Origin of the sequence: uncultured Tateyamaria sp. (assembly GCF_947496075.1) — a bacterium.
GTDB lineage: Bacteria > Pseudomonadota > Alphaproteobacteria > Rhodobacterales > Rhodobacteraceae > Tateyamaria.
Window position 1 is genome coordinate 444,929 of the sequence record NZ_CANMBJ010000004.1, and the last position, 13,216, is coordinate 458,144.

Below are 13,216 nucleotides of genomic sequence, written 5' to 3' on the forward strand. Positions count from 1 at the left end.
AGTGGCGGCATTTTGCACATGCGCCAAGGGGCATTCGTGCTAGTCTCCGGAAAAAGGAAAGGGGCAGGCATGGCGCTCGAACTGACTGGCAAGGCGGCCGGGATTTATGACAGGATTCGGCACGCGCCCATTGTGTCGCCGCATGGCCATTGCGATCCCGCATGGTTCGCCGAAAACCAGCCCTTTGCCGATCCTGCCGAGCTGCTGGTCATTCCGGATCACTACGTGTTTCGGATGCTTTATTCGCAGGGCGTTCCGCTTGAACAGCTTGGGGTTGGCGTGCCAGCCGAGAAACGCGATCCGCGAGAGGTATTTCGTCTTTTTGCAAAGCACTGGCACTTGTTTCTAGGCACGCCCAGCCAGCTCTGGATTGAATATGTGCTGCGTGAAACGCTGGGCTGTGACCTGTCGTTGAATGCTGACGCGTCGGATGCGGTCTATGACCACATTGATGCATGGTTGGCTGACCCCGACAATCGCCCGCGCGCTCTGTTCGACCGCTTCGGAATCGAGGTTCTGGCAACCACGGACGCTGCGCTCGACCCGCTGACGCACCATCAGACGATCAAAGACAGCGATTGGGATGGACGCGTGGTGCCGACATTCCGGCCAGATACGCTGTTGAACCCAAGGGCGCCGGGCTGGGCTTCGGACCTGATGTCACTGGGTGCGATGACCAAGCAGGATACCTCGTCTTACCACGGCTTCCTCGCGGCGCTGCGCGAACGTCGTGCCGCATTCAAGGCGATGGGTGCCACGGCGACCGATCACGCGATCGAAGCACCCCAGACCATTTGGCTGGAGAACCCCGCTGATACCTACGCTGCACTGGTGTCCGGGGACATGTCACAGGCTGATGCATTTCATGGGCATATGCTGATTGAGATGGCGCAGATGTCGCTGGATGACGGGCTGGTCATGCAGCTGCATGCTGGCAGTCGGCGCAACACCAACCACGCGCTGTTTGAACAGTTCGGACCGGACAAGGGCGCGGACATCCCCATTGCCGTAGATTGGGTGCGTGGCCTTGAACCCCTGTTGAACCGTGTCGGCAATGATCCGAGGCTGATCCTGATCCTGTTCACATTGGATGAAACCACCTATGCTCGCGAACTGGCACCGATGGCCGGGCATTGGCCGTGCCTGCGCATTGGCCCGCCGTGGTGGTTCCATGACAGCGCTGCTGGCATCGCGCGCTACCTTGATCAGGTGGTCGAGACGGCTGGTTACTATAACCTTGCCGGTTTCAATGATGATACCCGAGCTTTCCTATCCATTCCTGCACGGCATGATCTTTGGCGACGGGCCATTTCGCTGCATTTGGCGGCGCAGATCGAGCGAGGGTATTTCGACGCCAATACCGCCGCAGATCTGGCGCGCCTCCTCGCCACCGATCTGGCCCGCAGCACGTATAGGCTGGACTGACCGATGCCGCATATTCTTCACCTTGGTGTCGGTAATTTCTTTCGCGCACACGCTGCGGCGTACACACAAGACACGCCGGGTTGGCAGATCACAGGAGTCAGCTTTCGCTCACCCGCCATCCGCGACGGATTGGCGGCCCAGAATTACGACTACAGCCTCATCGTAAAGGATGCAGGCGGTACGTTGATCAAGCCGATCACGTGCATGTCTGATATGCTGGTCGCATCAGAAGGTTCGGTTTCCGTGATCGACGCCGTCGCCTCTGACCAGTTTTCGGTCATCACACTGACAGTAACGGAAAAAGCGTATCATCTGGGTCCGGACGGGCAGCTTGATATGGCTTCAGCCGACATTCAGGCCGATCTGCTAGACACGGGCACAACCGTGATCGGTACGCTGACCCGTGGCTTGGCACGGCGCCAGTCGCCTGTCACCGTTCTGTGTTGTGACAACCTGCCTGACAACGGATCGAAGGTGGAGCGCGCTGTTCGGGATTTTGCCGCTGCGGCCAAGCTGAATTTGCCCGACACGATCACATTCCCATCCAGCATGGTTGATCGCATCACTCCCGCCACGACGGACGCTATCCGTGCCGAGGCTGGCGACAAGATGGCTGTCCCGACTGAGAGCTTCACCGAATGGGTCATCGAAGATCGCTTTGCCGCCGCGAAACCGGACTGGCCGGGCGTACAATGGGTCGACGACGTTGCCCCGCACGAAATGCGCAAGCTGCGTATGCTGAACGGGGCGCATTCATTCCTTGCCTATGCCGGTGCGCTGCGGGGTTACACCTATGTGCACGAGGCCATTGCAGACCCCGAGCTGCGCCACACAACACAAGCCCTAATGCGCGAAGCGGCGGAGACACTGCCGGACAGTGTTCAAGCACAAGCCGAAGCGTATGCAGACGCCTTGATCAAACGGTTCGAGAACCCCAACCTGCATCATCGGCTACGGCAGATCGCAATGGACGGGAGCCAGAAACTGCCCATCCGCATTCTGGCAACTTTGGAAGACCGGGGCAAATCGCCCAGCCCATTGCTGAAAGCGGCGCTAGACGCCTGGATCGCTTTTGTTCAAGCCGAGGTGGCGGCCGATAGCGCGCTGGACGATCCGAAAGCGGAGGAGCTTGTTACCGCTTGCAAATCTCCAGAACCCGATGCCGCGCTACGCGCCGTGATTGGTGCCTAGCGGGGCAGGATGGCGCCACGATGCGCAATGACGCGTGACGCCAGATCATGACCCGCACGCAGAGCGGCATCTTGAGGCTCCCCAGTCAGCGCCGCCGCCAAATAAGCACCATTGAAGCTGTCGCCTGCCGCTGTTGTATCCACAACCTTGGACGCTGCGGGATAGGTGCCGGAGGCGCCGGTCTCAAGGCAAAGCGGGCCAATCTCACCACGCTTCAGAGCACCTGAACGGCCCAGCGCAAGAAATCGTGCCGTGACCGCATCAGCGGTTTTGCCGGTCAGCTCCATCTCGTCATCAATGGAAGGCAACGCAATGTCACAAAGCGCCCACATCGCCGCGATCATTTCACGGGCCGTGTCCTGATCTTCCCACAGGCGCGGTCGGTAGTTGCTGTCAAAAACCAGGCGTCCGCCCCGCTGCCGAAAGCCTTGCAGCCAATTGATCAAGGCCGCGCGCGTGGTTGCTGGCATGATCGCGAGCGTGATGGCTGACGTGTAGATCACATCATAGGGTTCGAGGGCGGAAAAATCCGGATCCTCAGAAGTTAGAAAAACCGAACGTGCTGCGGAGGTATCGCGCCAATAGGTAAAGCTGCGTTCGCCGCTGTCATCGGTCGTGATGGCATAAAGGCCCGGTGTCCCTTCGGGATCACGCTCAACCGCACGGATGCCAATATCTTCCGCCTCTATCGCCGCGACGATCCGGTCCGAAAAGGCGTCTGTGCCAAGGCGGGTCACATAGTCGACCTTCAGTTCCGGTGCGTTGCGTTTGAGGTAGATGGCCGTGTTCAACGTGTCGCCGGCCACGCGCACTGCGGCCTCTGCATCATCCATCGACAGCTCAATCATCGCCTCGCCTATGGCCGCAATCTTCATGCCTTATCCTTTCGTGCCGTGCGCTGCCATATGATCAAGCCGGAGACGACAATGATCGCTGCGCCAACCAGCGTCCAACCGTCCGGCACATCGCCGAAGACAAGGTAACTTGCAAGCGCCAGATACAGCAGGAAGCTGTAGGTGTAGGGCATTAGCGTATTGGCCGGGGCGTATGCGTGTGCGCGCGAGAAAATCTCGTGCCCCGCCCATCCCCAAACGCCAAGCCCGATCATAAGTGCCCATTGCAGCGAAGTTTCTGGCGCGGTCCACACCATCCAAGCCAAGGGGGCCAGCGCCACGGCGCCAAAAGCTCCCATCCAGAACTGCATCGTTTCCGCCGCCACTACACCAGAAATCTTGCGCGTGATGATCGAATAGAGCGCCAGTGAAAACGCGTTGTAGACGTTCAGGAATGCAATCGCGTGAAAGCTTGCATCAAAGGGACGGATCACCACCAGCACGCCCGTGAACCCAAGGATGATCGCAAACCACCGCCAAGGGCCTACCCGTTCACCCAGCAAGGGCCAACTGAGGAAACACACGATGATTGGGGCAGAAAACATGATCGACCCGACCACCGTCAGCGGCAGGTAGTTCAGGGTGATGAAGTTAAACAACGTGGCCGACGCCAACAGGAACCCCCGCAGCAGTACCAGGCCCATATGCGCGGATTGAAAATTCGACCACCGCATGCCCTTGCGCAACAAAAGCGCGGTTGAGATCAGAAAATGCGGGAAGTACCGCATGAAGGCGAGTTGGAATGCAGGCAGCCCCGCCAGCAACAGCCACTTCACCGACGTGTCGATGAGCGTAAAGAACGCATAGGCCCCCAGCGTCATTGCGATGCCGAGGGCCGCGCGGTCTTCGGTCGGATGGGCGGCGATCGCCACTCTTAGCCTTTGAACCGGTCAGCGAAGAAATCGACTTGCAGCGGCACCATCTCTTCCCCACGCCCGGCGTCGATGGACCCCCGCAGGCTGTCCAGCGTGCTGCCCGACATCATGGATTGCACGCCCGCATCGTCGCACATCTGGGCGTAGTACCCGACATCTTTGGCCGCATTCTTGATGGAAAAGGCAAGCTGCTGATCATCGCCCTGCAACGCGTAGGCGGTCACGAAATCCATCATCCCGGACTTGAGCGGCCCTGCCGACATCACATCATACAGCCCCTGCCGGTCCACACCCATCACATCTGCAATGGCATAGCTTTCAGCCATCGCATTGGCACAGGCCTGCGCGTAGAAATTGTTGATCAGTTTGATGGTGTGCCCGGTGCCCAAGGCCCCGAGGTGAAAGACATTCTCGCCCAAATCGTCCAGCACCGGCTTGACCTTATCGAACGCCGCCTTGTCCCCGGAGCCCATCAGGTTCAACAAGCCGTCCTTGGCGTGCATCGGCGTGCGCCCAATGGGGCAGTCCAGCATCGTGCCACCAACTGCCGCAACCTCCGCTCCCAATGCCTTGGTCGACGCAGGCAGTGACGTGCCGAAATCAATCACCACCGCGCCCGATTTCAGCCCGGCAATCACGCCGTCATCCCCGCGCATCCGCGCCTCGACGTTTTCCGATGTGTCCATGCACAGCATCACGATGTCCGACCCCTCGGCCACGGCCTTGGCTGTTGTCATCTCGACCGCCCCTCGCTCAACTGCGCGATCAACATACGTTCGGGTACGGTTTGCGATCACCACCAGATCATAGCCTTGATCCTGCAACCGGCCCACCATGGCTCCGCCCATCAGGCCGAGGCCGATAAATCCAATCGTTGGCTTGCTCATATCAACTCTCCTTCGCGGGAATGGTATCGAAGGCGCGCGTCTTCAGCCCCTTCTGAATTTCATAGATGGAAATCGGCACATCCGGCTGTGGTTGCGGGATGCGGATCGGGATGTCTTTCAGGCGCGGGGTCAGCGTTGGCTCACCGCACAGCATCCGGGTGTTGTAATCTTCGATCCCATCCCACTTGGTCATACTGCCCATGATCGGAAAGGCATCCGCCGCCATCATCTCGTAGAACAGAATGCGCCGCGCCCGGTTGCTCGTATTCAGAGCCGACCCATGCACAATCCGACCATGGTGAATACTGATCGACCCGGCAGGCCCGGTCAGCGGCACCGCATCCGCCATATCCAGCCCGTGCGCCTCGGGCAGCATTGCGCCGGCAAAGACCCCATCCACGTGATGATCATAAACCGGCCCCTTATGCGAGCCCGGGAATACCATCAGCGGCCCGTTCTCTTCAGCCATATCGTCGATGCATATACCAATGGCCAGAATGTCGTCGTTGGTATGCGGATAGAATGCATAGTCCTGATGCCATTCGACCGCCGCCCCATAACCGGCCGATTTCATGTTCAATTTGGTAGTGTGCAGCCGCAGGTTCGACCCAATCAGATCGCGGGCGGGGGCAAGCACGTGGTCGGAATACATCAACTCCAGCACCACGTCCGAAATCATATGCGGTAGCTTGATCCGCCGCAGGCGCGGATCATCGGCAGAGTGACTGTCCTCCAGATCAAGCCGGTCATTGCTCTCGGTCATGGTCGCGGCCTCAGCCTCGAACCGTGCAATCTCGTCCCGGATCTTGGTCAGCCAGTCGTCGGGGATCTGGTTTGCAACCAGCAGATAGCCCTGCTCATCATACTGTGCTTTCTGATCTGCAGTCAGACACTCCATCACATCACAGCCCCGATCTGCCACGGCACGAATTCGTAGTCACCAAGGCCCTGTGCTTCAGATTTCGACATCTCTCCGCTAGCAACCCTCAAGAACAGTTCGTAAATCTCGCGGCCCTTCTCTTCGAGGCTCACACCCTCCGAAAGCATCGCACCGGCGTTCACATCCATATCCTCGATCATGCGACCATACATTTCCGTATTGGTCGCCACCTTGATCGTCGGTGCGGGCTTCGAGCCAAAGGCCGACCCCCGCCCGGTGGTAAAGCACACGAGGTTGCAGCCCCCGGCGATCTGCCCCGTCACACTCGCCGGATCATAGCCGGGAGAATCCATGAAGGTGAAGCCACGCGCCCGCACGCTATCGGCGTATTTGTAGACACCCGTCAGCGGCGTGGTCCCGCCCTTGGCAGCAGCGCCCAACGACTTCTCCAAGATCGTGGTCAGGCCACCGGCCTTGTTGCCGGGACTTGGGTTGTTGTCCATCGATCCCTTGTTACGGGCGGTATAATCCTCCCACCAGCGGATCAGATCGATCAGACGCTCACCCGTCGCCTGATCGATGGCGCGGGCGGTCAGCAGATGCTCTGCGCCGTAGATCTCCGGCGTCTCGGCCAGCACACCCGTCCCACCCTGTGCCACCAGCAGATCGGTGGCATATCCAAGTGCAGGGTTCGCGGTAATCCCCGACCACGCATCCGACCCGCCGCATTGCAAGGCCACTTTCAACTCGGATGCCGGACACGGTTCCCGCACCGCCTGATTTGCCAGTGGCAACATGGCCGCCACCTTCTCGATCCCTTTGTCGACCGTCTTTCTAAGTCCGGCGACAGATTGGATATTCATCGCTTGGAACAACGGCCCCTGTTTTAAGCCATAGGCGTCGAGCAGCCAGTCAATCTGGTTCATCTCGCAGCCCAAGCCAACCATCAGCACCCCTGCATGGTTCGGGTGACGGGCATAGCCCCACATGACGCGCTGCAGCGCCTCGAACCCGTCGCCATTGTCCGCCATGCCACAACCCGTCCCGTGAACAAAGGCGACCACCCCATCCACATTCGGATAGTCCGCCAGCAGCTCAGGCGTGAAATGCGCCGCGATCATCCGTGCGGCCGTGGCAGAACAGTTCACGGACGTGACGATCGCAATGTAGTTCCGCGTACCAACCTGCCCATTCTCGCGCCGGTAGCCCATGAATGTATCGCCCGAGACTGGAGCGACAGGGCGCAGGTTTGAAGCAAAATCATAGGCCACATCCGTGCCCCGAAACTCGACATTGTGAGTGTGTACGTGATCCCCAGCGGCAATGTCCCCGGCGGCGTAGCCGATCACCTGTGCGTATTTACGGATAACGTCGCCCTTGGACATGGCCCGCACCGCGATCTTGTGGCCCGACGGAATCAATGCCCGGGTTGGCACGCCGTCTACGTCGACACCGATCTCCAACGTGCGCGTGGCGGTAACGACCGTGTCGCTTATGTCTAGACGAACAAAATCCATGGGCCTCTCTCAGGCACAGAATGGGGCGTCGGACGCCCAACGGTGGATCGGAATGTGAGGCTGATGGGCAAGCCTGCTGCGGGTATTAAACCACATATCACGCCAGCCGCGCCAATCCCGCAATGCTGTTTCGGGCGCCATGCGACTGCGGGCAACAAAGCTCGGAAAATGATCGCGCCCGGTGGGCTGCCCCGTCACGTTGTAACGCAGATCAAAGGACCAGCGAAATCCCTGAGACCAGTTTGGCAGTGATGCATGAGGCACCAAAGGATGAAACAAGACGGCACCACCAGATTTGACTGGTAGCGGCACAGCATCCGAGGTGTCGAGATGTTTGGGCGCAATGGCAGTTTGAACCTGTGGGCAATGTGGCAGAAGACCGTCATCAATACCGGGCAGCACCTGCAGACACCCATTTTCGACGGTCGCATCCGTAATCGCCACCCAGGCCGTGACCATATCGGTCGCATCAGCCTCTTCGTGGCCAACGCCACGATCCTGATGCCAGTCAGTGCTAGTGATATGCGCGCGCGCCTCGCCCTCTGCCAATTGGGGGCTCGGCGGTTTGATCCGCACATGCTGGATTGGATTCGAGGTGATCTCGGGCCCGATCAGATCCTCAATCACGTCCAACAGCCGATCCTCGACAACAAGATCAAAGATCGCCGGGCCGAAATGCATGGGGCAATCGGCCTCGATTTCTCCGCCCGGCAGGCTGATATCCATTGGCTGAAACCAATCGCACCCGACGGCATAGGACACGCTTAGTTTCTCCCAGAAGCTCAAACCCTCGCCGCCGGGCACATGCCCCTCCCCTTCCCACCGGGCATAAAGCTGATCCATCAGTGTCGCGTATTCCACCCGCACTGCCGAGATCACCGGCGCAGGGATGACATCCTCTACCACAAGGTAACCTTGGGTCTGGAACTGCGCGACTTGGCTCGCGGTCAGCATGGTGCCCTCCTAAAGTAGGATCGAGATGATGGGCGGCCAGATCAACAGCACCGATAGGGCAATCAACTGGATACCGATAAAGGGCAGGAAGCCTTTGAAGATATCGGTCAGTTTGATGTGCGGTGGCGCCACAGATTTCAGGTAGAAAGCCGCCGGACCAAAGGGTGGTGACAGGAACGACACCTGCATGTTCATACAGAATACCACGCCGAACCAGATCGCCACATGGCGTGGGTTCAGTTCACCGAACAGGCCAATCTCGTCAATCGGCAGCTTCAGCACGATCGGCAGGAACACCGGGATGATCAGCAGCACGATGCCGACCCAGTCCATGAACGCGCCCATGAATAGCAAGATCACCATCATCATCAGAATGACCAACATGGTGGGCAGTTCGGACCCGACGATGAAGTCGGCCACGTAAGTCGGACCGCCAGCAATTGTGTAGGCACCGGCAAGGGCAGTCGCCCCGATGGTGACCCAGATAATTGTACCGGTCGATTTGAGGGTCCGCATCAGGGACTCCCACACCAGGTCAAACGATGCTTCTCCGCGCAGCAGGGCGATCACGAACACGGCCATGGCACCCATGCCTGCAGCCTCGGTGATGCCTGTGATACCGCCATAGATCGACCCCATGACAACCCCGATCACAACGATGGGCGGGACAAGACCCTTGCCCATCGACCAGCCCAGCGCGGTGCGGGTCCGGCCAAATACGAACATGGCCAAAACCACGCTCGCCGCCAGCATGCTGCCAAAGATACCGATGTATTCTGCCGTGCCCCAGAACGCTGCTGCGCCTGTATTGGCCGCATTCGACCCCGAGAATTCGAAGAAGCTGGCGCGCAGGAACAAGGCTGCCGAAAACCCGCCGACAACTACGTTCAGGAAGGCGAGGAACAGCGCAGTCTTCTCGCGCCCCTGCGGCTCGCCTTCGACTGGGTCGGGCAGTGGTGCATCCTGGGGCCGTAGTTGCGTGCGGATGATGATGTAAATAATGATGAACGACGCCAGCATAAACCCGGGGATGAAGGACGCCGTGAACAGTGCCTTGATCGAGGTTTCGGTAATTAAGCCGTAGATGATCAGCACGATCGATGGCGGGATCATGGTGCCAAGCGAGCCGGAGGCGCAGATCACGCCGATTGCCAGATTCTGGTTGTAGCCAAGCCGCAGCATCTGCGGCAACGCGATCAGACCCAGAAGGACCACCTCACCCCCGATGATACCGGACATAGCGGCCATGATCACAGCCATGATGGATGTCACGATGGCAATGCCGCCCCGGGTCCGGTTCAGCCAGATGTTCAGGGACGAATACATCTCTTTCGCGATGCCGGAGCGTTCCAGCAATGCCGCCATAAAAATGAAGAGCGGAATGGATATGAGAACGTAGTCCGTTAAGAGCCCGTATATTCGCTGGGCCAGGATATTGAGTGGCCCTGCCCCCGGTCGCCCGGTCAGAATGCCATCACCAAAGGTCCATGGGGCCAGCAGCAACTCCGGCTCGAATTTCATGACCAGCACAGCAACGGCGAGGATGGCAGAGGCCAGGCCAAGGGGCATCCCGATAGCAAGGAGAAGGATCAGCCCCAGCATCAGGACAAGCGAAATAGTACCGATATCCATGGGCTTAGTCCTTTGTCGACACGTGTTGGCCGGTCACGTCGAGGTCGCCGACCCCTTCGTTTGCCACTTGCGCCTTGATGCGCTCAATCTCTTCTTCATCGAGGTCTTCGCCCCCGTAATGCACTTCCTCGGCATTCCAATCAGAGATCAGGTTGATGACGGCCTGAATGGCCACCATGCCGACGACAAACAGCACCATTGGCTTCATCGTGGCTGGAATCGGTGGATCAAATGCCGTGCCGAAGGTCTCCCAACGGTAGAACTTGTCGAATGCCTCGCCATAGCCTCCGTAGATCAGGAAGAAGGCGAATACGACGATGAGTACGGTCGAGATGGTGTCGAATATCCGCTGCACCGAACGCGGAACCGCGTCGTACAAAAGTACAATGCGAATGTGGCTGCGCTGTTGCATGGCGTAAAGGCCGGCGCACAGGAACACAAAGCCCGCAAGCCACAGGCTAAGTTCATTCGCCCAAAGCGTTGGCGCCTCAAACACATAGCGGAGGATCACCTCGTACAGCATCACGCTGGTCAGAAGCACGATCAACATCATGGTGACACGACCAATGAAGACGGCCAAACGGTCCGCAGCACGCCAACTTTCAAATTCCATGCCTGCACGCTGCACAGTTCGGATACCGAGATACCCGAAGGCAACAACACCTATGGCAGCAAGCCAGTCCACGATGTCAGCAAAGCCGCCGAACAGCCCGCCCATATTGGGGGTGACATCATTGCGTTTGAACAGAGCCGATAACTTGTCGAACTGGGATTCGTCGGTTGGGGGATAGAAGTCGAGCGTGAAGGCTGGCATGTGCCAGACCACCCAGCCCGCGCAAAAGATGAATGCCAATGGCACAAGCCACTCTATCGGAGTGCCGGAGCGCACCTGCATCGCAAAGTCCCCCTATGGTATGAAAAAACCCGCGCGCATCTTGCCTTGATTTGCGGCGGGTGACTTGGGGCCCCGCGTAGCGGGACCCCAAAGGATCGCTTACTCGGAGACGAGGCCCAATTGACCGAGATAGGTCAGGTGTGCGTCGACCAGCGCCTTAGCTTCAGGCGTGTCTGCGAACTCAGGCCATGTGGCCTGTGCTGCGGCACGGAACTTGGCCAACTCTTCGGGCGCCCACTGGCTCAGCGTCACGCCTTGCTCCCTCAGCTGGGCTGCAGCTTCGGCGTTCTTCTTCTCGAAGGTCAGTGCGGTGCGCAGAGCGAGGGCTTCCATGGCCACCTTCATGATGCGCTGATGCGATTCAGGCATCGCGTCAAAAACCGCCTTGTTGCACGCAAGGTGGTCGGACGGCATCGAGTGGAAGCCGGGGAAGTTGGCATATTTAACGATGTCATACAGACCCAAGCCCACGTTGTTGGCCAGACCCGATGCGTCCGCACCGTCGATGATACCAGTTTCCAGAGCCGTAAAGATCTCGGTGAAGTCCATCACGATGGGCGACGCGCCCAGCTTTTCAAAGATCTTGGTTTCCATGCCGGGAGGCGAACGGAATTTCCAGTCCTTGAAGTCGGCGACCTTCTCGATCGGCTTCGAGGACGCAAAGGATTCCTGACCGTAAACCCACCAGCCGATCAACTCCATGCCGTACTTGTTGTACAGCGGCGCCGCAGCTTCCTTGCCACCGCCGAAATACAGCCAGCTCAGCTGCTGATAGGGGGTTTCATAGCCGCCCATGATGTCGCCCACGAACTGGAAGGCGGAGTTCTTGCCGGTCTGGTAGCCACCACCGGTCATGTCGCAGTCCAAGATGCCCGTGGAGGCCGCGTCGAAGGTTTCGACCGACTTCACGACGGACGAGCTGTAGAACATCTCGACTTCGATCTCGCCACCCGACATCGTCTGGATGTCTTCGATGTATTGCGCAGCGAGCTTGCCCGAGACAGTCTCGGGGGCATAGTGCGTTTGAATCCGTAGCTTCGTTGTTTCTGCCGACGCCGTAAGCGCCGTGGTGGCCGCAAGAGCAGCAACAGCAGCGACCGAAGCCGCCCTCTTCAGAAATGTCATGTCATCCTCCCTGACATTTTATGTGTGCGCACTTGGCAGGTTCGAACGCCCACCTTTTTGTGTCGTAAGGGAAGGCTATGCGCAGTTGCCCCTATCGGACAACAAAAAAATGAAATTAGCGATATTTTTGAGATTTTTATGGAATTTCGTGATTTCGTGATTTATCGAAGGAGTTATATCACGAGTTCATACGACCCATGCCCTACGATACCGACATCTTCGAAACACTGCGCTATCGCCTTATGACAAACGCTTTTGAGCATGGTCAAAAGGTGCGGGCTGAACACTTGCGTCAAGAGTTTGGCTGTTCCGCAAGCACGATTCGAGAGGTGTTGTTCAGACTGTCGACTCTCGGTTTGGTTGAGTTCCAGGAACAGCGCGGCTTTCGCGTTCCGAAAAAGTCACGCGAGGTGATTCACGAATTGACGCATCTCCGTGTGCTGCTTGAGGCCGAAGGTACGGTGATGTCGATCCGGCGCGGCGGCGTCGCGTGGGAGGCCCGGTTGACTGCCGCCCATCACCAGCTCAGCCACCTTGAAATGCGGCTGAACACCGCGACCGACCGATCACCTTTTGTCGATCTCTGGTTCGGAGCCGAGGCACAGTTCCATGAAACCCTCATTTCGGCCTGCGGATCGCAGACCCTGATCGATACCCATCACCGTGTGTATTGCCGGTTCCGCCAGCAATTGATGGTGGAGGACCGCGACTTCAATTTCATCTCGAACAACATCATGCACCATCAGCATATTCTGGATGCTGCGATGGCCGGAGACGAAGATCTGACCCGGCAGAAGATTCACGATCATCTGGCGAGACACCTGATGGATGCGGACCAGATCGAACCTGCCTGACGCAACGGCGATCCACGGCCTGCACTCAGGTCGCGTTGACCTTCGCCCGTCCGCCGCCTAACACCCTACGCCACTCAAAACCCGATTC

General features: G+C 58.6%; 12 protein-coding genes. 3 read left to right on the forward strand and 9 right to left on the reverse strand.

Features of this window, described 5'->3' with window-relative positions:
* Window positions 1-69 precede the first annotated feature (69 nt).
* On the forward strand, window positions 70-1,425 hold the full coding sequence (uxaC, locus tag Q1A51_RS14670; protein ID WP_299600068.1) for a glucuronate isomerase: 1,356 nt from the start codon (window positions 70-72) through the stop codon (window positions 1,423-1,425).
* A gap of 3 nt (window positions 1,426-1,428) precedes the next feature.
* Window positions 1,429-2,616 carry a mannitol dehydrogenase family protein gene (locus Q1A51_RS14675; protein ID WP_299600069.1) on the forward strand — a complete coding sequence of 396 codons (1,188 nt, stop codon included), beginning with the start codon at window positions 1,429-1,431 and terminating at the stop codon, window positions 2,614-2,616.
* Here the strand turns inward: Q1A51_RS14675 and Q1A51_RS14680 are convergent.
* The 9 genes from Q1A51_RS14680 to Q1A51_RS14720 all read right to left on the reverse strand — a co-directional run bounded on the left by Q1A51_RS14680 (window position 2,613) and on the right by Q1A51_RS14720 (window position 12,274).
* Window positions 2,613-3,491: a sugar kinase gene (locus Q1A51_RS14680; protein ID WP_299600070.1), complete on the reverse strand. Its 879-nt coding sequence runs from the start codon at window positions 3,489-3,491 to the stop codon at window positions 2,613-2,615. The genes Q1A51_RS14675 and Q1A51_RS14680 overlap by 4 nt on opposite strands.
* A complete protein-coding gene (locus Q1A51_RS14685) occupies window positions 3,488-4,381 on the reverse strand; it encodes a DMT family transporter (RefSeq protein WP_299600071.1) in 894 nt (297 codons plus the stop codon). Before Q1A51_RS14685 ends, Q1A51_RS14680 begins: the two co-directional genes overlap by 4 nt.
* Window positions 4,382-4,383: 2 nt before the next feature.
* Complete coding sequence (locus Q1A51_RS14690; protein ID WP_299600072.1) at window positions 4,384-5,271, reverse strand: NAD(P)-dependent oxidoreductase; 888 nt, start codon at window positions 5,269-5,271, stop codon at window positions 4,384-4,386.
* A gap of 1 nt (window position 5,272) precedes the next feature.
* On the reverse strand, window positions 5,273-6,193 hold the full coding sequence (locus Q1A51_RS14695; RefSeq protein ID WP_299600073.1) for a phytanoyl-CoA dioxygenase family protein: 921 nt from the start codon (window positions 6,191-6,193) through the stop codon (window positions 5,273-5,275).
* A complete protein-coding gene (locus Q1A51_RS14700; RefSeq protein ID WP_299209614.1) occupies window positions 6,169-7,668 on the reverse strand; it encodes a UxaA family hydrolase in 1,500 nt (499 codons plus the stop codon). Before Q1A51_RS14700 ends, Q1A51_RS14695 begins: the two co-directional genes overlap by 25 nt.
* Before the next feature lie 9 nt (window positions 7,669-7,677).
* Complete coding sequence (locus Q1A51_RS14705; protein WP_299600074.1) at window positions 7,678-8,622, reverse strand: phytanoyl-CoA dioxygenase family protein; 945 nt, start codon at window positions 8,620-8,622, stop codon at window positions 7,678-7,680.
* A gap of 9 nt (window positions 8,623-8,631) precedes the next feature.
* Complete coding sequence (locus Q1A51_RS14710) at window positions 8,632-10,254, reverse strand: TRAP transporter large permease subunit (protein ID WP_299209619.1); 1,623 nt, start codon at window positions 10,252-10,254, stop codon at window positions 8,632-8,634.
* Window positions 10,255-10,258: 4 nt separating this feature from the next.
* On the reverse strand, window positions 10,259-11,149 hold the full coding sequence (locus Q1A51_RS14715; RefSeq protein ID WP_299600075.1) for a TRAP transporter small permease: 891 nt from the start codon (window positions 11,147-11,149) through the stop codon (window positions 10,259-10,261).
* A gap of 99 nt (window positions 11,150-11,248) precedes the next feature.
* The gene (locus Q1A51_RS14720) at window positions 11,249-12,274 is read right to left on the reverse strand and encodes a TRAP transporter substrate-binding protein (RefSeq protein WP_299600077.1); all 1,026 of its coding nucleotides are present in this window, start codon (window positions 12,272-12,274) and stop codon (window positions 11,249-11,251) included.
* 197 nt (window positions 12,275-12,471) lie between these two features.
* Between Q1A51_RS14720 and Q1A51_RS14725 the strand changes: the two genes are divergently transcribed.
* Window positions 12,472-13,128: a GntR family transcriptional regulator gene (locus Q1A51_RS14725; protein WP_299209628.1), complete on the forward strand. Its 657-nt coding sequence runs from the start codon at window positions 12,472-12,474 to the stop codon at window positions 13,126-13,128.
* Window positions 13,129-13,216: the final 88 nt, after the last annotated feature.

Coding starts and splice junctions, on each gene's coding strand:
- uxaC (WP_299600068.1), top strand. CDS start 70: ATGGCGCTCGAACTGACTGGCAAGGCGGCCGGGATTTATGACAGGATT.
- Q1A51_RS14675 (WP_299600069.1), top strand. CDS start 1,429: ATGCCGCATATTCTTCACCTTGGTGTCGGTAATTTCTTTCGCGCACAC.
- Q1A51_RS14680 (WP_299600070.1), bottom strand. CDS start 3,491: ATGAAGATTGCGGCCATAGGCGAGGCGATGATTGAGCTGTCGATGGAT.
- Q1A51_RS14690 (WP_299600072.1), bottom strand. CDS start 5,271: ATGAGCAAGCCAACGATTGGATTTATCGGCCTCGGCCTGATGGGCGGA.
- Q1A51_RS14700 (WP_299209614.1), bottom strand. CDS start 7,668: ATGGATTTTGTTCGTCTAGACATAAGCGACACGGTCGTTACCGCCACG.
- Q1A51_RS14705 (WP_299600074.1), bottom strand. CDS start 8,622: ATGCTGACCGCGAGCCAAGTCGCGCAGTTCCAGACCCAAGGTTACCTT.
- Q1A51_RS14710 (WP_299209619.1), bottom strand. CDS start 10,254: ATGGATATCGGTACTATTTCGCTTGTCCTGATGCTGGGGCTGATCCTT.
- Q1A51_RS14715 (WP_299600075.1), bottom strand. CDS start 11,149: ATGCAGGTGCGCTCCGGCACTCCGATAGAGTGGCTTGTGCCATTGGCA.
- Q1A51_RS14720 (WP_299600077.1), bottom strand. CDS start 12,274: ATGACATTTCTGAAGAGGGCGGCTTCGGTCGCTGCTGTTGCTGCTCTT.
- Q1A51_RS14725 (WP_299209628.1), top strand. CDS start 12,472: ATGCCCTACGATACCGACATCTTCGAAACACTGCGCTATCGCCTTATG.